Origin of the sequence: Haloarcula hispanica ATCC 33960 (assembly GCF_000223905.1) — an archaeon.
Classification (GTDB): domain Archaea; phylum Halobacteriota; class Halobacteria; order Halobacteriales; family Haloarculaceae; genus Haloarcula; species Haloarcula hispanica.
Window position 1 is genome coordinate 380,150 of record NC_015948.1, and the last position, 15,569, is coordinate 395,718.

At 63.7% G+C, this 15,569-nt stretch carries 18 protein-coding genes; 10 read left to right on the top strand and 8 right to left on the bottom strand.

All coding sequences use genetic code 11. The annotated features are described in order from the left end of the window. The first annotated feature begins 19 nt into the window (after positions 1–19). The 3 genes from HAH_RS01950 (at position 20) to HAH_RS01960 (ending at position 2,670) form a co-directional block, all read left to right on the top strand. On the top strand, positions 20–976 hold the full coding sequence (locus tag HAH_RS01950) for a lamin tail domain-containing protein (RefSeq protein ID WP_044952137.1): 957 nt from the start codon (positions 20–22) through the stop codon (positions 974–976). Positions 977–1,027: 51 nt separating this feature from the next. Continuing rightward, the gene (locus HAH_RS01955) at positions 1,028–2,083 is read left to right on the top strand and encodes a molybdopterin-dependent oxidoreductase (RefSeq protein ID WP_014039397.1); all 1,056 of its coding nucleotides are present in this window, start codon (positions 1,028–1,030) and stop codon (positions 2,081–2,083) included. Positions 2,084–2,325: 242 nt separating this feature from the next. Beyond that, a complete protein-coding gene (locus tag HAH_RS01960; RefSeq protein WP_014039398.1) occupies positions 2,326–2,670 on the top strand; it encodes a hypothetical protein in 345 nt (114 codons plus the stop codon). A 57-nt stretch (positions 2,671–2,727) separates the two neighbouring features. On the opposite strand, the gene HAH_RS01965 is transcribed toward HAH_RS01960, so the two are convergent. The 7 genes from HAH_RS01965 to HAH_RS01995 all read right to left on the bottom strand — a co-directional run bounded on the left by HAH_RS01965 (position 2,728) and on the right by HAH_RS01995 (position 8,210). Next, entirely contained in the window at positions 2,728–3,351 is a 624-nt protein-coding gene (locus HAH_RS01965) for an HAD family hydrolase (protein ID WP_014039399.1), read from the bottom strand. Continuing rightward, positions 3,348–3,770 (bottom strand): RNA-binding domain-containing protein, encoded by a 423-nt coding sequence (locus HAH_RS01970; protein WP_014039400.1) that lies wholly within the window; start codon positions 3,768–3,770, stop codon positions 3,348–3,350. Before HAH_RS01970 ends, HAH_RS01965 begins: the two co-directional genes overlap by 4 nt. Continuing rightward, positions 3,767–4,330 carry an AAA family ATPase gene (locus tag HAH_RS01975; RefSeq protein WP_014039401.1) on the bottom strand — a complete coding sequence of 188 codons (564 nt, stop codon included), beginning with the start codon at positions 4,328–4,330 and terminating at the stop codon, positions 3,767–3,769. Before HAH_RS01975 ends, HAH_RS01970 begins: the two co-directional genes overlap by 4 nt. Positions 4,331–4,381: 51 nt before the next feature. Further along, positions 4,382–5,224 (bottom strand): polyprenyl synthetase family protein, encoded by an 843-nt coding sequence (locus HAH_RS01980; protein WP_004594002.1) that lies wholly within the window; start codon positions 5,222–5,224, stop codon positions 4,382–4,384. 61 nt (positions 5,225–5,285) lie between these two features. Then, the gene (locus HAH_RS01985; protein ID WP_014039402.1) at positions 5,286–6,236 is read right to left on the bottom strand and encodes an electron transfer flavoprotein subunit alpha/FixB family protein; all 951 of its coding nucleotides are present in this window, start codon (positions 6,234–6,236) and stop codon (positions 5,286–5,288) included. After that, positions 6,236–7,027 (bottom strand): electron transfer flavoprotein subunit beta/FixA family protein, encoded by a 792-nt coding sequence (locus tag HAH_RS01990; RefSeq protein ID WP_008311121.1) that lies wholly within the window; start codon positions 7,025–7,027, stop codon positions 6,236–6,238. The genes HAH_RS01985 and HAH_RS01990 overlap by 1 nt, the downstream gene beginning before the upstream one ends. An 85-nt stretch (positions 7,028–7,112) precedes the next feature. Beyond that, entirely contained in the window at positions 7,113–8,210 is a 1,098-nt protein-coding gene (locus HAH_RS01995; protein WP_014039403.1) for a helix-turn-helix transcriptional regulator, read from the bottom strand. A gap of 154 nt (positions 8,211–8,364) precedes the next feature. On the opposite strand from HAH_RS01995, the gene HAH_RS02000 reads away from it, so the two are divergent. Beyond that, positions 8,365–9,597, top strand: a complete 1,233-nt coding sequence (locus tag HAH_RS02000; RefSeq protein ID WP_023843112.1) for a DUF7096 domain-containing protein — start codon at positions 8,365–8,367, stop codon at positions 9,595–9,597. Positions 9,598–9,782: 185 nt separating this feature from the next. Here the strand turns inward: HAH_RS02000 and HAH_RS02005 are convergent, their stop codons facing one another. Next, entirely contained in the window at positions 9,783–10,403 is a 621-nt protein-coding gene (locus HAH_RS02005) for a methyltransferase domain-containing protein (RefSeq protein WP_008311118.1), read from the bottom strand. Positions 10,404–10,518: 115 nt separating this feature from the next. Here HAH_RS02005 and ahaH point away from each other — a divergent pair, with 115 nt between their 5' ends. The 6 genes from ahaH to HAH_RS02035 all read left to right on the top strand — a co-directional run bounded on the left by ahaH (position 10,519) and on the right by HAH_RS02035 (position 15,569). Next, the gene (ahaH, locus tag HAH_RS02010; protein ID WP_014039405.1) at positions 10,519–10,851 is read left to right on the top strand and encodes an ATP synthase archaeal subunit H; all 333 of its coding nucleotides are present in this window, start codon (positions 10,519–10,521) and stop codon (positions 10,849–10,851) included. Continuing rightward, on the top strand, positions 10,838–13,090 hold the full coding sequence (locus HAH_RS02015; protein ID WP_023843113.1) for a V-type ATP synthase subunit I: 2,253 nt from the start codon (positions 10,838–10,840) through the stop codon (positions 13,088–13,090). Before ahaH ends, HAH_RS02015 begins: the two co-directional genes overlap by 14 nt. Before the next feature lie 218 nt (positions 13,091–13,308). After that, positions 13,309–13,572: a F0F1 ATP synthase subunit C gene (locus tag HAH_RS02020; RefSeq protein ID WP_008311113.1), complete on the top strand. Its 264-nt coding sequence runs from the start codon at positions 13,309–13,311 to the stop codon at positions 13,570–13,572. A 22-nt stretch (positions 13,573–13,594) separates the two neighbouring features. After that, a complete protein-coding gene (locus HAH_RS02025) occupies positions 13,595–14,179 on the top strand; it encodes a V-type ATP synthase subunit E (RefSeq protein ID WP_008311110.1) in 585 nt (194 codons plus the stop codon). Then, positions 14,176–15,249, top strand: coding sequence for a V-type ATP synthase subunit C (locus HAH_RS02030; protein ID WP_014039407.1), 1,074 nt, complete (start codon positions 14,176–14,178; stop codon positions 15,247–15,249). Before HAH_RS02025 ends, HAH_RS02030 begins: the two co-directional genes overlap by 4 nt. After that, positions 15,246–15,569 carry a V-type ATP synthase subunit F gene (locus HAH_RS02035; RefSeq protein ID WP_014039408.1) on the top strand — a complete coding sequence of 108 codons (324 nt, stop codon included), beginning with the start codon at positions 15,246–15,248 and terminating at the stop codon, positions 15,567–15,569. Before HAH_RS02030 ends, HAH_RS02035 begins: the two co-directional genes overlap by 4 nt.

Genomic DNA, 15,569 nt, shown 5'->3' on the forward strand with positions numbered 1-15,569 from the left:
GGCCACCGACATCTCGACAATGCGTCGGCTCGCGTTCGGTCTCGTCGTCGTCCTCGTGGTCGCTGCCGGCTGCAGCGGCTTCACTACTTCTCCGTCTCAGCCCGCGGGGACCGCCGTTGACAGCCAGTCAGCAGTCGACGTTCCGGAGCCCGCTGTCACCGTGACCGTCACGGCTGTCGTCGACGGCGATACGATACAGGTCGCCTACGAGAACGGGACTGGTGACACGGTCCGACTGGTCGGTGTCGACACGCCCGAAGTCCACACAGAGAACGACCCCGCGGAGTTCGAGGGCGTCCCCGAGACCGACGCCGGTGCGTCCTGCCTCCGCAGGGCCGGCACAAACGCGTCGTCGCTCGCCAAGCAACAACTGCTGGGCGAGACAGTCGGGCTCGCGTTCGACCAGAATCTGGACCGCCGCGGCTACTACGACCGACTGCTGGCCTACGTCGTCCTCGACGGGACGCTGTTCAACTACCGACTCGTCGAGACTGGTCATGCGAGGGTATACGACAGTGAATTCTCCCGCACCGACCGATTCTACGTGGCCGAGGACGCTGCCCGCTCCGACCGGCGCGGGCTCTGGCGCTGTACGGACCCGGACGCAGTGACCCACACGGCTATCGCCGACGGCGGGACCGAGAGTGCCAGCGGCGTCGAAATCGCGGAAATCCATCCCGATGCGACGGGCAACGACAACGAGAACCTGAACGACGAGTACGTTACGCTCACGAACACCGGTGACGCGGCTCTCGACCTTTCCGGGTGGACAGTCAGCGACGAAGCCGGCCACCAGTACGCGTTCACGGACCTGACCCTCGACCCGAACGCGTCGGTGACCCTCTACACCGGAAGCGGAACCGACACTGACACGGAACGGTACTGGGGCCGGAACGGGGCGGTCTGGAACAACGACGGCGACACTGTCGTCGTCCGGAACGCCAGCGGCGAGACGGTCCTGCGGCAGTCGTACTGACGCCGCCACGCTGCCACGGCAGTATAAGCCGCTCCAGTGCTAACCGCTGTCATGGCCATCCGCCGGCTGACGCCCACGCCACGGGCGGTCGACTGGGGGCTGTTCGCGGCAGTGGCGACGCTGCTTGTCACCGGTGTCGCCACCATCTTCGCAGGCATCCCCAGCAGCGCGTGGATAATCGACATCCACGCACTCTCCGGCGTCGTGCTGATCCTCCTCCTGCCGGTGAAGCTCCACCGCGTTTCCCACCGCGTCGCTCCGTCGCGGCTGACCGGGACTCGCGTCCTCTCGGTCGTCCTGGCGGCAGTCGCGCTGGGCGCGCTCGGCACCGGCGTCTGGTGGATATTCGGCGGCACGCTCGACCTCGGGCCGTGGGGGCTGTTTCACCTGCACGTCGCGCTCGGCCTGCTGGTCCCGCCACTGCTACTGGTGCATCTCCGTGCTCGGTTCTACTCTCCAAGACAGGCCACCCGTGGCGGCCGCCGGGACGTCCTCCGGTACGCCGGGCTGGTGACTGCCGGCGCGCTCCTCTGGCGAGTTCAGGGGCCAGTCAACGACGCGCTCGACTCGGCCGGCGCGGACCGCCGGTACACCGGTTCGCGGGAGGAAGGGACTGACGACGGCAACCGGTACCCCGTCACCAGTTGGGTCGCCGACGACCCGGACCCGGTCGACGCGGCCGACTGGTCGCTGTCGGTTGCCGGCCGAGTCGCTCAGGAGACCAGCTACGCCGCCGACGAACTCTCGCCGGACGCGACCGAATCGGCGATACTTGACTGTACGAGCGGCTGGTACTCCGGCCACGAGTGGCAGGGCGTTCGGGTCGGTGACCTGCTCGACGCCGTTGACCCCGACGACGCGGCGGCGTGGGTCCAGTTCCGCTCGGTGACCGGCTACCGGTGGAGCCTCCCGCTGTCGGAGGCTCGCGATGCCGTGCTGGCCACCCACGTCGACGGCGAGCGCCTGGCCCACGGGCACGGCTACCCGCTCCGACTCGTCGCACCGGGCCGCCGTGGCTTCCAGTGGGTGAAGTGGGTCGAGTCGGTCCGGGTCAGCAAGCGCCGCGAACTCGGTGAGTGGCTCGCGATATTCGTGAGCGGGCTCTGAATTTGTCCATGTGCTCCCAGCGGTAGCGCGGTCGCTGTTCCTTCAGGAAATCCCGTTTGGAAAGAGGAGATTACCCGCAGTATCTGCTCACTTCGGACGGGAACACCCCGACGCACTGTCTCTCTACGCTGACTCGGCGCTCAGCACAGTACGACAGGCCCAGCGGTCGAAAGAGCAGCTTACCACTGTAGTTGTCATTGAAGCTACCACTAACGAAGTGCTGTGGAGCAGTAGCGGGGGCTATGAACTGGCGGCAGCCCGCCCGACTCACCGGCCCATCGAACACCGCCGTCGCCCTGTGGGTGGTTGCCGTCGCCTTCTTCGGCGTCGGCGACCTCGTCACGACGCTCGTCGGCTACAGCATTACCGGCGTGACAGAGCTCAGTCCGGTCGTCAAGCTACTGCTGGAACAGCACGCACTGCTGGTGCTGACTGGCCTGAAAGCCGCCGTGTTCGTGGGCTTTTTCGCCATCTGGAAGTACGTCTCCTGGCCGTACTCCATCGGTGTCCCGCTCGGACTGGCGCTGCTGGGCGTCGTGGTGACGGCGTGGAACACCGGCATCATCCTCACCGCCCTTCTGGCCTGAAACCGCCGGCTGACCGCCTCTGATACCCACGGCGTTCTGTGCCGGCAGTTGTATGTGCTACACCAGCGCGTCGATAGAATCCCAGAGGTCCGGCCCGCCGTCCTCACCCGACTCGTAGTGAATCGGCACGAAGCCGGCGTTGCGGGCCCCTTCCACGTCGGTTTCGTACTCGTTGCCGACCATCACGTACTCGTCGGCCGGCAGTTCCTCTCGGACCCGGTCGAACGGTGCGCTGTCCGGCTTGTGTGCGCCAACCTCGTAGGAGGCGACGAAGCGGTCGAACAGGTCGGTCAGCCCGTGGTGGTCGAGCTTGCCGAGCTGGCGCTCCCGGATGCCGTTGGTGACAATCGCGAGCTGGTTGTCGGCAGCGAGTGCGGTCAGGCTATCCCGGGCCGCCTCGGGCACGGTCGTCGATGCGTATTCGGTCTCTCTGAGCGTCTCGACCAGTGCATCGAGGTCCACGTCTGCCCCGGCCGCTTCGACGACGGCGGCCATCGACTGCCGGTACGGCTCCGGCTCCAGCGCCTCAAAGGCCGTGTAAAACACGTCCTTGCTAACGGCCCGTAGCTCGTCCGTGTACTCGATACCGTGGGCCTCGACCGTCCGGCGGATGATGTTCTTGTACGGCTCCGGGTAGTGGACGACCGTGTCGTCGAGGTCGAAACAGATGGTCGTCGTCATGTCTCCTCGTCGTAGACCGGCTGGCCGTCCTCGGTCGGCGGCGCGACGTAGTCGATGTACTCCTCGGCCGTCGGTTCGTGGACGGTCACGTTCACATGGATGTCGCCCAGTTCAGAGGGGTCACCGACCGCGAAGTTGATTCGGCCTTCGAACGCCGCTTGCTTCTTCACGTCGAACGCGAAGGTGTCGCCCTCTAGATTATCGAAGAAGACCGACCGGGCTGTATCCAGGATTTCCCGCCGGTGGAGCAGCTCGGAAAACCCGTCCATCGTGTGGACTTCGGCGACGAGTGCACCCTGCTGGTGAGTCGGGTCAGCCTCAGGGAAGAGATTCCGGACCGCGTCAGCGACCCGGTCGGTCACTTCAGTGTCGTTGACGGGGACTTCGATTCGGATGTCGACGGAGTAGACGGCGCTCATTGGTCGAGTGCCTCCGGACCGTCCCGAATCAGTGTACGAACAGTCCGCTGGAACGCGGCCAGCGTCTCCGTGTTTTCGATGGTCAGGTCGGCCATCTCCATGGCCTCGCCCATTCCGAAGCCGAGTTCGCGAGCGTCGCGGTCCTCGAGCGATTCGCCGCCGTCCTCCGCCGAGGTGTCCCGTCCACGGAGGTCGAGGCGGTCGGCCCGCAGTTCGAACGGAGCGTCTACCTCGACGAGTAGGAACGTGTCGCCGAACGCCGATTCGAACGCTTCGACCTCTACGTCCGACCGGATACCGTCGACGAGGACGGTATCGTTCGATTCGAGTTCCACCTCGATCATCGGTAGCGAGCGTTCGGCGATGGCGGCGGGGCCGTTCTCCTCTCGGAGCGCCTTCGCGACCGTCCCGTGGTCTGTCGCGGGGTCAAGCCCGCGGTCGCGGCACTCCTCGCGGATGACGTCGCCCATCGTCACGACCGGCACGCCCATCTCGGCGGCGACGTTCGCTGCCTCGCTTTTCCCGCTGCCCGGCAGCCCGACGATACCGATAACTGTCATTGCCGGGCGTAATCGAGCAGCGGGCAAAAGCCCTCCCGTTCGGATCGGTCCTCACCGCTCGCGGACGACGACGAACTCCGCGAGGTCCCGCAGGTACTCCATCGACTGGGACTCCGGGGCGTCGATGGTCGACAGCGACTCCAGCGCGGCGTCGGACTCGGCCCGCGCTCGCTCGTTTGCCTCCTCGGTCGTCAGTTCCGTCACTTCCACCAGCGACGGCCGCTCCATCTCCGCGTCGGTCCCGGCCGGCTTGCCCAGCGTTTCGGCGTCGGCCGTCGCATCGAGTACGTCGTCGCGCATCTGGAAGGCTACGCCAACCCGTTCAGCGTACTGACCGACCGCCTCAACCGTGTACGGGTCCGAGTCAGCGGCAATCGCTCCCAGCTCTGCCGCAGCGCGGAACAGCGCCCCGGTTTTCCGGCGAGCCAGTTCCATGTACTCCTTCTCGTTGGAGGGCTCCGCAACCAGTTCCATCGCCTCGCCCTCGCCCAGTTCGACCATCGACTCGGAGACGGTCTGCATGGCGCGCTCGTCCGTCGAGAATAGATTGAACGCTTCGCCGAGCAGGCCATCGGAGGCGATGATGGCCGGGCCGTGGCCGAAGGCTTCCCAGGCAGCCGGGGACCCCCGCCGGAGTTCTGACTCGTCGATGATGTCGTCGATGACCAGCGAGGCGTTGTGGACGAGCTCGATGCCGACCGCGAAATCGACAGCATCGGCCGGCTCCCCGCCCAGCGCCTCACACACCAGCACTGTCACCGTCGGCCGCACCCGCTTCCCCCCGGAAAGCGCCACATGACGCACTTCGTCTGCGAGTTCGTCCGGCTCCACGCTGTCGAGGACAGCCTCCAACCGCTCCTCGACCCGGTCCCGCCGGCGCTCGAGATACTCCATTACCGCTCCCTTAGGACTACCATAAAAAGTACCTTGTCACCCGCGATTCAGTGTATCGTGGCTACTGGAACTGCTCGATAAGTGCCGGGACGACCTCGAATAAGTCGTCCTGAATGCCGTAGTCGGCGATATCGAAGATCGGTGCGTTCGGGTCGGTGTTGATGGCGACAATCGTGTCCGAGCCCTTCATCCCGGCGACGTGCTGGACGGCCCCAGAGATGCCGATGGCGATGTACACGTCCGGGGTGACGACCTTCCCGCTCTGGCCGACCTGGCGGTCCTTCGCCAGCCAGCCGTTATCGATGAGCGGCCGCGAACCCGACACCGTCGCGTCCAGCGCCTCAGCGAGGTCGTGGATGATATCCAGATTCTCCTCTTCCTCGATACCGCGGCCGACGGACACCAGCACGTCCGCGTCCGTGATGTCGATATCGCCACCGCCGACCTCCTCAAAGCCCTTTACCGTGGACCTGACGGCGCTCTCATCGATGGTCGCGTCGAACGCCTCGATGGCAGCATCCCCGTCCGCTTCGATGGTCGGCCACTCAGCCGGACGGATGGTCACGGCCGCCTGGTCGGCGTGGACGTCGATTGTCGTTTCGGCTTTCGAGCCGTACAGTTCTCTGGTTGCAGTGAGGCCGTCCTCGGCGTCGATGTCGACTACGTCGGTCACGAGCGGCCGGTCCAGCCGGTTGGCGACTGCCGGCGCGTAATCGAGGCCGTTGACGCTGTTGGGCATCAGGAGGACGGTCGGGTCCAGCTCCGTGGCCAGTTGGGTGACGACCTGCGTGTACACGTCGTGGTTGAACTCCTCGCCGATATCGACGGTGTGGACGGTGTCGACGCCCTCGCGGTTCAGCTCTGCCCCGAACGCCTCGACGTCACCGCCGATAACGGCGGTGTGTAGCTCGCCGCCGAGTTCGTCGGCGAGATCGCGACCGGCTGCTAACTGTTCTAAGCTCACCGGTCGGAGCTCCCCACGCCGGTGTTCGGCGATAGCGAGGACCGACATTAGCTGGTCACCCCCTTCTCCGCGAGCAGTTCAGCCAACTCGGTCGCCGTCTCTTCGGGACTCCCCTCGAACACCGTCGCCTCGCCCTCGGTTTCAGGCTCGTATAGCGAGGTCTGTTCCAGCGGGCTCTCGATCCCGGCCGCGTCGAGGCCGATATCCGCCAGGCTGTACTCCGCGAGCTCCTTGCTCTGGGCCTGCCGGATGCCCCGAAGGCTCGCGTAGCGTGGGTCGTTGATCCCGGTCTGTATCGTCAGGACGGCCGGAATCTCGATGTCGGTGAGTTCCTCGACGCCGCCTTCCAGTTCCCGGTGGACGCTCGCGACACCTGCCTCCAGATCGAGGTCGAGGTCGTTGACGACAGCGCCCCACTCCATGTCGAGTTTGTCGGCCAGCGTGACGCCGGTCGCCCCGAACCCGTCGTCGGCGGACTGGACGCCGGTCAGCACCAGATCGGGGTCTTCCTCGGCAGCGACGGCGGCCAGCACTTGGGCCTTCGTTTCGGGGTCCAGCAGGCCGGCGTCATCGAGTGCGTCGTCCCAGACACGGATCGCCCGGTCGGCCCCTTTCGCCAGCGCTTGCCGGATCGTTTCGTCCGTCTCGGACGGGCCGATAGTGGCGGTGACGACCTCGACGTCGTCGTGGGCCTCCTTTATCTGGACGGCCGCTTCGACAGCGTACTCGTCCCACTCGTTGAGGTCGGCTGTGACGTACCGGTCGTCGATAGCGAGTCCGTCGATCTCGAACTCGTCGTCGACGGCTGCCACCTCCTTCACCGTGACAAGGATTTTCATGCTGAGACGTCCGACCGGACAGCGAATAAACGTTTTCGAACCAGAAACCACGCCCGGCTCGTTTACAGTCAAATAGTCCGGACAGTTACTCGTCGAAGTCGGTGATCTCTTCGTCCGGGAACGAAATGAGGTTCTCCCGACCGATACGGAGTTTGTCGATGCGGCCCTCCTCGTCCATCGCTGAGAGCAACTGCGACACCTTCGCGTTCGACCACCCGGTCTCGGAGACGATGCGAGCCTGCTTCATCCGTCCGCCGTTTTCTTCCAGGAGCCGTTCGACGCGTTCCTCGTCGCTCAGCAGTTCGACGTCGACGTCGTCCGAGGCTGTGGTGTCGCTCACCGGGGCTGCCGTCCCGGTACTGTCGTCTCCGTCGTCGTCGGTCCCGGCAGCAACCGATGGCAGCGCGTCAGTGTATCCGGTCTTGAACATGTAACCGACGGCCCCGACGAGCAGCACCATCAGCACGACCCCGCCGATCCAGGTCGAGTCGACGCCGCCGAACATCGATCCAGGGGTTTCTGCCGGCGTCTGGGTATCCGGTTGTTCGCCAGTGTACACGACGGACAGGTACCCCGGCTCGAACGTCCGCCGTCCTTCGAAAACCAGCTTTCCGTCGTCGACGGCGCTCGGGGCGCTCTCCACCCCGTACTCAGGCGGTGGCGAGATAACGAGTCGCTGGTCCGCAGTTAGCGTCCCGAACCACGTACCGTCCGTTGAATTGAACGCGTCCCCGACGACGATGTTCTCGCCGGTGACGACTGCGAAGTTCGTCCACGTAAACTCGAGGATCAGTTGCCCCTTGCGGTCTGACACCTCGTACCGACGGTCGACGTCGGTAATCTCCATCTCGCGGCCGGTGACGGCACTGGCCTCGTCGCTCGCTTCCCGGAACGACGGCAGCCACACTGCCTCGGTGTCCTCGCTGGCGAACTGCTCACCGGTGTTCCTAAACCACTCAGTTTCGGATTCGTCGAGCGCGTAGGTGTCTGTTATCGTCCACTTGGCATCGCCGTTCGATTGGATCTGGAGAGCGAACGTCGTGTTCTCCGCGACCGGTGTCGGCGTCCCGGTCGTCTGCTGGGCGGGGACGGTATCTGTTGCCGCCGCTGTCGCAAGCGGCGGGGTCGCCAACAGGGCAAACAGGACAAGGAGGAGGAGGGCACCTGATACCCGCGGGGTCATTCTCGTTCACCGATGAACGTTCTGGGGGCAAAACCCTTTCCATCCGAGAATAAAACGTCAGCGGACGCTTTGAAAGGTCTCGTGGCTTCTCAGGTCATTATTGATACATGGAGAATGGGGAGATTTTTGTACGGTGGGCGAGTATTCGATGCTGATGCGTCCCCTCCCCGCAGTCGGTGTGATCCTCCTCATGGTCGTCTCCGTGGCTGCCCCAGTGACTGGGTTCGCCTCGCCGGCCCAGACCGCTGACGGCAGCGATCAGTTGCCACAGATCACGGTTGTCGACAACACGACGAACCATCTCACTATCCCGGCCAGCGACGTCAGGTCGACGACGTACAACCAATCGTCGATCGATGTCGGCGTCGCGGTTGCAGCCGGATCCAGTGACCTGCGGAGCGACTACGCGACGACGACGTTCGAACGGAAGTTCTTCCAGCAGGACAGCGAGGCCGCCCGCGACCGCCTCGTCGACGAGACATTGACCAATATCGAAAGCAAGCGAACGAGTCTGGAACAACGGAATCAGATCGCGATCCAGCAGTACGCAAACGGTGCGATAACCGCTAGGGAGTTCCTGCGACAGCGGGCGCTGCTCGACGCAGAGTCACGTCAACTGGCCACCCGACTCGACCGGATTCGGGCGACCGCTGGTACCGCACCGGACTACTCACTGTCACCGAACCAGCGCTTCCGGCTGGAAAACAACAGGGGCGTGCTCAAGACGTCCCGTGGCCCGATTAGTCAGCGTATCAGCGCTGAAACCGCCGGTAATACCGAGCCGAACACGGTATACGTCGAGGTTTCGTCCGAGGGGTACATGCTGTCGACGGTCGCAGACGGTCGGTACACGCGTGAGACGTATCTCGGACAGGACCGCGAACAGACGGCAATCGACCAGTTCGCCCGGACCAACGACTCCCTCCGTGCGGTCAACACGCGGGCGGAGACTCTCTACCCGTGGCTCTACAGCGAACAGTACCCGTCCGTCCAGACGTACGGCCGGAGTGCCATCTACCAGATTCAGGCCGATCACTCGAACGGACAGCTAACGGCCTATCTCGACGGCGGCACGACGAATGTCTTCTACGAAACCCAGCACCTCGAACTGACGACAGTCGACCGGTCGGAAGTAGCGACGAACGTGAACCAGTCAGTTCGCGTCCGAGTCGAGCAGTCCTTCGAGTCCGGACCGCTGCTCGTCACGGTCAGCGACAACAGTACGGGATCCACGGCGGATGCGACTGTCAGGATAAACGGTAAACGGATCGGGACGACCGGTACAGACGGCTCTCTCTGGACTGTCGAACCCCGTGGAGAGTACACGGTTACCGTCACCACACAGGACGGCGACCGAGTACGGGTTCCCGTCAGTGGATCGGCGTAGCACGGAAGAAAGCGGCTCTATGGTCGCTGTTACTCTGGTACTTCTGCAATCGTCGTAATCGCTCGCGGACTACCTGGTCGGGACTGCCGGACCACCTTTTTCCGGCTCGGGTAACCTCCGGTTACCGCTCACCGCAAAAACGTGGGCGAAAAAGCGGCTACTCGCTTTGCTCGTGGCTGAAGGGCTTACTCGGGTACTTCTGCAATCGTCGTAATCGCTCGCGGACTACCTGGTCGGGACTGCTGGATGTGGTGTTCGAACTCCTCGAATCCGGCCTCAGTGAACATCCGGTCGGCTTCCTCTTCGTCGTAAAACAGCATGATGGCGTCGGCCATCTTCTGGAAGACAGTCGAGTTCGGGTAGTCGGGGCCGACGATGAGGACCTTGCCACCGGGTTTGGTCAGTCGGCGACACTCCGCAAGCGCGTCGACGGGGTTGGGCCAGTACTCGATGGACCCCGAGGACCACACCGCATCGAAACTGTCGTCCTTGAACGGGAGTCGCTCGGCGTCACCGAGATGATAGCGCACGTCGCCGAACTTGCCGAACTTCTCGAACGCTTTCGAGAGCTGGTGGGGGCTCTGGTCGAGCCCGTACACCGTATCGACGTGTTCGAGCAGCCCCTCGGTGGCGAAGCCGGTGCCACAGCCGACATCGAGGACCTTGTCGTCGGGCGAAAGATCGAGCATCGCAATCGCCTCGTCGCGCATCCGCTCGTCCCAGATGAAGGGGTTGATCTGGTCGTACACCTTCGAGAGATACTTGTAAAACGTCCGCGCGCGGGCCTTGTTCTCGAGGACTCCCATTACTGCCAGCTTAGGACTTGGCGGTCATAATTCCCCGGATTTTGGCCGCTCTATCACACGGGGAAACTTCGCAACTACCAAATAGCCGCTCTGGCAACGCTCACATGATTAGAGAATGCCACGGCCAGAAGTTCTTGACAGGATACAGGAGGCCGAGCAGGAGGCCGACGAGATCGTCGCAGAGGCCGAACAAGACCGCGAAGACCGCATCTCGGAGGCTCGCGAGGAGGCCGAGGAGATCCGCGAATCCGCGCGGGAAGAGGCCGAGGCGGCCGCCGAAGACCGTCTCGAAGCGGCTCGCGAAGAGATCGAGGCCGAGCGCGAGCAGATCATCGAAGACGGTGAGAGCGCTCGCGACGACCTCGAACAGCAGGCCAGTGAACAGATCGACGAGGTAGTCGAATACGTCACAGACCTGTTCGAGGAGGCGGTGCATGCTCAGACCTGAGAAGATGTGCCGCGTCTCGGTGACGGGGTCGAAACGCGCGATGGAGCAGACTATTGAGGCCGTCCACGACCTCGATATGCTCCACGTCACCGAGTATGACGGCTCCTGGGACGGATTCGAACCCGGGAACTCGCTCGACGGAACCAACGAGGTCTCGGACAAGCTCGTCACGGTTCGCTCGCTGCAGTCCATTCTGGGTGTCAGCGAGGAGGACGCCGGTCCGACGCGGGTCGTCACAGACGACGCGATCGAGGACCAACTCGAAACAGTCCGAACCGAGGTCAACGAACTCGACGACCGACGCGACGAGGTCCGTGACGAACTCCGGGCCGTCGAGGACCGTATCAACACGATGGCGCCGTTCGTCACGCTCGGCATCGACCTCGACCTGCTCCGTGGCTACGACTCGCTGTCCGTCGTTGTCGGCGAGGGCGACAGCGACGAGATCGAGGCTGTCCTCGCAGACAGCGACGTCGGGACGTTCGAACTGTTCACCGAGGACGGCATCGTCGCCGTGTTCGCACAGGCCGACGAAGACGCCCTGCAGGACGCGCTCGTCGGGGCGACGTTCTCCCGACTCGAAATCCCCGACGGCGACGGCGACCCGACGGCGTATCTCGAAGAGCTGGAACACGAGAAACAGCAGCTCGAATCGAAGCTCTCGACCGTCGAGGACGAACTCAACGAACTCCGACTCGACCACGCCGGGTTCCTGCTCGCGGCCGAGGAGAAACTGGCTATCGAGGCCCAGAAGGGCGAAGCGCCGCTCACCTTCGCAACGACGGAAAACGCCTTCATCGCCGAGGGCTGGATTCCGAACGAGCGCTACGAGGAGTTCGAGCGGGCCCTTTCGAGTACTGTCGGCGACGCTGTCGACATCGACAGGATCGAAATCGCCGAGTACGACAGCGAGGGGCACGCAGAGTCCCACGAAGAAGTCGAGCGGGAAGGCGGCAACGGCGGCGAACCCGTCGGAAGCTCCGTCGATGCTCCCGAACCGGAGAGCGAGCGCCAACCGCAGGAAACTGTCGCTGACGGTGGCGTCATCACGATGGGTGACGACGCGCCGCCAGTCATTCAGGACAACCCGAAAGGCGTCAAGCCGTTCGAGGACCTCGTCGAGGTCGTCAACCGGCCGAAGTACGGCGAGTTCGACCCGACGGTCGCCTTCTTCCTGACGTTCCCGGCCTTCTTCGGGTTCATGATCGGTGACGTCGGGTATGGACTGCTGTACCTCGCGCTCGGCTACGGGCTGTACTCAGCGGTTGACAGCGATGTGCTGAAAAGCCTCGGGGGTGTCGGAATGTGGGCCGGTGGATTCACGATGCTGTTTGGCCTGCTGTACGGCGAGATCTTCGGCCTGCACACAATCTCGAACGTCGTGTGGCCTGCCCTCGGGTTCGAAGGGGCGCCGTTCCACAAGGGACTGCAGCCGGCGTACGGTGAGTACGCGATCGGGTGGCTGACGCTGAGCCTGCTGGCCGGGATGCTCCACCTCGCTGTGGGGTGGACGTTCGACTTCATCGAGAACCTGAACCACGGCCTCTGGGACGCCGTCACCGAGAGCGGCTCCTGGCTCCTGATGCTGTTTGGCCTCTGGGCCTGGGTGTTCTCCGGCGCAGCGGGCTCGGCACCGGACTTCCTCTACACCGCTGAGGAAGGCATCTTTGCCGGGAACCCGTTCCCGCTCGGCTTCGCCGGGCTCCCGGCTATCGACCTGTTCAGTGTCGGTGGGTTCCCGATATCAGCGTGGTTGCTGGTGTTTTTCGCTGGCCTCGTGTTGCTGGCGCTCGCTGACCCCATCGAAGTCGTCGAGTTCCTCAACGTGTTCGTGAACGTGCTGTCGTACACGCGACTGGCAGCAGTACTCCTGGCGAAGGCCGGGATGGCCTTCGTGGTCAATCTGCTGTTCTTCGGTGTGTTCGTCACGGACGACGGAGCGTGGCACTTCGGTATCAGTCACGCACCGAGCTACTACCTCGAGGAAGGCGTCTACCACGGCCACGAAGTCACAGAGGTCATGTTCGGAGGCCTGATGCACTCGGGCATCGCTGGTCTCGTCGGTGGACTGCTCGTCCTTGTGCTGGGGCACCTCCTCGTCCTCGTACTGGGTATCACCAGTGCCGGACTACAGGGTGTGCGTCTCGAATACGTGGAGTTCTTCGGCAAGTTCTTCGAGGGCGGCGGCAAGCGGTACAACCCGTTCGGCTACGAGCGGACCTACACCACTGACGACTGACCGCTATCGACCTTACTTCCGATATTTGTCGGTACTCCGGTAGCTACTGCCCTACCGTCGCGTACTCGGGGGCTGGTACCAGATGACAACCGTGGTTGAGAGCGCGGCTAAACCCACGGAACAGCATCTTGACGAAGTGTTTTGGGAAGCTTTATGAAGTCCGTGGAGTCACATACGCCTGTTCGGACACGAGCAACCTCAGAGAGGATCTCAACAACATGATAGAAACTATCGCACTCGTTGTCAACGCTGTACTGCAAGAAGGTGGCGCCGCTGCTCCGGCTATCCCGGGAGAAGCTGCTGCAGCCCTCGCTGTCGGGCTGGCTGCGCTCGGTTCGGGATACGCGGAACGTGGGATCGGGGCCGCCGCCGTCGGCGCAATCGCAGAAGACGAGAGCATGTTCGGCCGTGGGCTCATCCTGACAGTCCTGCCGGAAACGCTCGTCATTCTCGCGCTGGTCGTCGTCTTCATCCTCGGTTAACCACTCTCTCCCTTTTCCAATAATGAGCCTTCAAACAGTCGTAGAGGACATCCGCGACGAGGCCCGCGCGCGTGCTCAGGAGATTAGCGACGCGGCCGACGAACGTGCCGAGGAGATTATCGCCGACGCCGAGGCCGACGCCGAGCAGATCCACGAGGAACGCGAGGCCGAGGTCGAGCGGACCATCGAGCAGGAGCGAGAGCAGCGACTCTCCTCCGCGAAGCTCGAGGCCAAACAGGCTCGACTCAACGCCCGGCGTGACATCCTCGAAGACGTTCACGGCGACGTAGAGGACGCGCTTGCGGCCCTCGAAGGGGACCGACGAGAGGAACTGACACGCGCACTGCTTGACGCCGCCGTCGATGAATTCGACGACAGCGACGAGCTGTCGGTGTACGGCCGTGCGTCGGACCAGTCGCTTCTCGAGGATGTACTCGATGACTACGACGGCGCGACGTACGCCGGTGAGCGGGACTGCCTCGGCGGCGTTGTCGTCGAGAGCGGCGAGTCACGAGTCCGTGTGAACAACACGTTCGATTCCATCCTGGAGGACGTCTGGGAGGACAACCTGAAAGCAATCAGCGACCGCCTGTTCGAAGACCAATGAGTTCGCGAACGGGAACGAGCGGCCAGGGAAGCAACTACGAGTACGTCATCGCACGGGTTCGTGCCCGAAGTGCGTCCCTGTTCGACGATGACGACTACCGGAAACTGGTCCGCATGGGGACGGGCGAAATCGCCCGCTTCATGGAGGAAACGGAGTACGAGACCGAAATGAACGCGCTCGGCTCCCGGTACGACGGCGTCGACCTCGTCGAGTACGCGCTGAACCGCAACCTCGCGAAACACTTCGACGACCTGCTTCGCTGGTCTGAGGGCGCGCTGTACGACTACATTGCCCGTTACCTGCGGAAATTCGACGTGTGGAACGTCAAGACCGTCATTCGCGGGCTCTACTCGGACGCGGAGCGGACCGAGGTCGAGGACGACCTCATCCGGGCCGGCGAGTTCACCGACCGGCGTATCGAGGACCTGCTGAACGCCGGTTCTATCGAGGAGGTCGTCGAGCAGCTCGACGACACTATCTTCGGTGACACGATGGCCGAGGCGTTCGACGTGTACGAGGAAAGCGGCGTCCTCGTGCCCCTGGAGAACGCGCTCGACCGCGCCTTCTACGAAACACTGCTGTCCGGCTTGCCGGATAATCCGGAGATCGACAGCCCGACCGGGCTGTACGTCGAGTTCCTAGAGACGGAAGTCGACTTCCGCAACCTCCGGAACGCGCTCCGGCTGGCCCGCAGTGGCGCGGACCTCGACCCCTCGGAGTACTTCATCGAGGGCGGCCAGCTGTTCGACGCACAGGAGGTCGCACAGCTGTCGACGAATCTCGACCAACTGGTCAGTGCCGTTCGCGAGAGCAAGTACGGCGACGACCTCGATCAGGCGCTGTCGGCGCTTGAGGAGGCCGACAACCTCATCGACTTCGAGCGGGCGCTGGACGCGGCGCTGCTCGAATACGCCGACCGGCTCTCGAACCGCTATCCGCTGTCGGTCTGTCCGGTGTTGTCGTACATCCTCAAAAAGGAGCGCGAGGTCGACAACATCCGGGCCATCGCCCGCGGTCGCGAGGCCGGCCTCGGCCCCGACGAGATCGAACAGGAGCTGGTGATACTATGAGCCAGGAGATAGCTGTCATCGGAAGCCCGGAGTTCACGACGGGCTTTCGGCTGGCTGGCGTCCGCAAGTTCGCGGACGTGCCTGCTGACGAGAAAGACGAGCAGCTCGACGACGCCGTCGAGGAGATGCTCGACGACGACGACGTCGGTATCGTCGTGATGCACGACGACGACCTGTCGCATCTCTCACGCGGTGTCAGGCAGGATGCGGAGACGAGTGTCGAACCGGTGATGGTCACACTCGGCGGCGGCACTGGGAGCGGCGGACTGCGTGAACAGATCAAGCGAGCCATCGGTATCGACCTGATGGACGAGGACTAA

Excerpts from the sequence above, each read along its gene's own strand:
- HAH_RS01950 (WP_044952137.1), top strand. The coding sequence starts at position 20 with ATGCGTCGGCTCGCGTTCGGTCTCGTCGTCGTCCTCGTGGTCGCTGCC.
- HAH_RS01955 (WP_014039397.1), top strand. The coding sequence starts at position 1,028 with ATGGCCATCCGCCGGCTGACGCCCACGCCACGGGCGGTCGACTGGGGG.
- HAH_RS01960 (WP_014039398.1), top strand. The coding sequence starts at position 2,326 with ATGAACTGGCGGCAGCCCGCCCGACTCACCGGCCCATCGAACACCGCC.
- HAH_RS01965 (WP_014039399.1), bottom strand. The coding sequence starts at position 3,351 with ATGACGACGACCATCTGTTTCGACCTCGACGACACGGTCGTCCACTAC.
- HAH_RS01970 (WP_014039400.1), bottom strand. The coding sequence starts at position 3,770 with ATGAGCGCCGTCTACTCCGTCGACATCCGAATCGAAGTCCCCGTCAAC.
- HAH_RS01975 (WP_014039401.1), bottom strand. The coding sequence starts at position 4,330 with ATGACAGTTATCGGTATCGTCGGGCTGCCGGGCAGCGGGAAAAGCGAG.
- HAH_RS01980 (WP_004594002.1), bottom strand. The coding sequence starts at position 5,224 with ATGGAGTATCTCGAGCGCCGGCGGGACCGGGTCGAGGAGCGGTTGGAG.
- HAH_RS01985 (WP_014039402.1), bottom strand. The coding sequence starts at position 6,236 with ATGTCGGTCCTCGCTATCGCCGAACACCGGCGTGGGGAGCTCCGACCG.
- HAH_RS01990 (WP_008311121.1), bottom strand. The coding sequence starts at position 7,027 with ATGAAAATCCTTGTCACGGTGAAGGAGGTGGCAGCCGTCGACGACGAG.
- HAH_RS01995 (WP_014039403.1), bottom strand. The coding sequence starts at position 8,210 with ATGACCCCGCGGGTATCAGGTGCCCTCCTCCTCCTTGTCCTGTTTGCC.
- HAH_RS02000 (WP_023843112.1), top strand. The coding sequence starts at position 8,365 with ATGCGTCCCCTCCCCGCAGTCGGTGTGATCCTCCTCATGGTCGTCTCC.
- HAH_RS02005 (WP_008311118.1), bottom strand. The coding sequence starts at position 10,403 with ATGGGAGTCCTCGAGAACAAGGCCCGCGCGCGGACGTTTTACAAGTAT.
- ahaH (WP_014039405.1), top strand. The coding sequence starts at position 10,519 with ATGCCACGGCCAGAAGTTCTTGACAGGATACAGGAGGCCGAGCAGGAG.
- HAH_RS02015 (WP_023843113.1), top strand. The coding sequence starts at position 10,838 with ATGCTCAGACCTGAGAAGATGTGCCGCGTCTCGGTGACGGGGTCGAAA.
- HAH_RS02020 (WP_008311113.1), top strand. The coding sequence starts at position 13,309 with ATGATAGAAACTATCGCACTCGTTGTCAACGCTGTACTGCAAGAAGGT.
- HAH_RS02025 (WP_008311110.1), top strand. The coding sequence starts at position 13,595 with ATGAGCCTTCAAACAGTCGTAGAGGACATCCGCGACGAGGCCCGCGCG.
- HAH_RS02030 (WP_014039407.1), top strand. The coding sequence starts at position 14,176 with ATGAGTTCGCGAACGGGAACGAGCGGCCAGGGAAGCAACTACGAGTAC.
- HAH_RS02035 (WP_014039408.1), top strand. The coding sequence starts at position 15,246 with ATGAGCCAGGAGATAGCTGTCATCGGAAGCCCGGAGTTCACGACGGGC.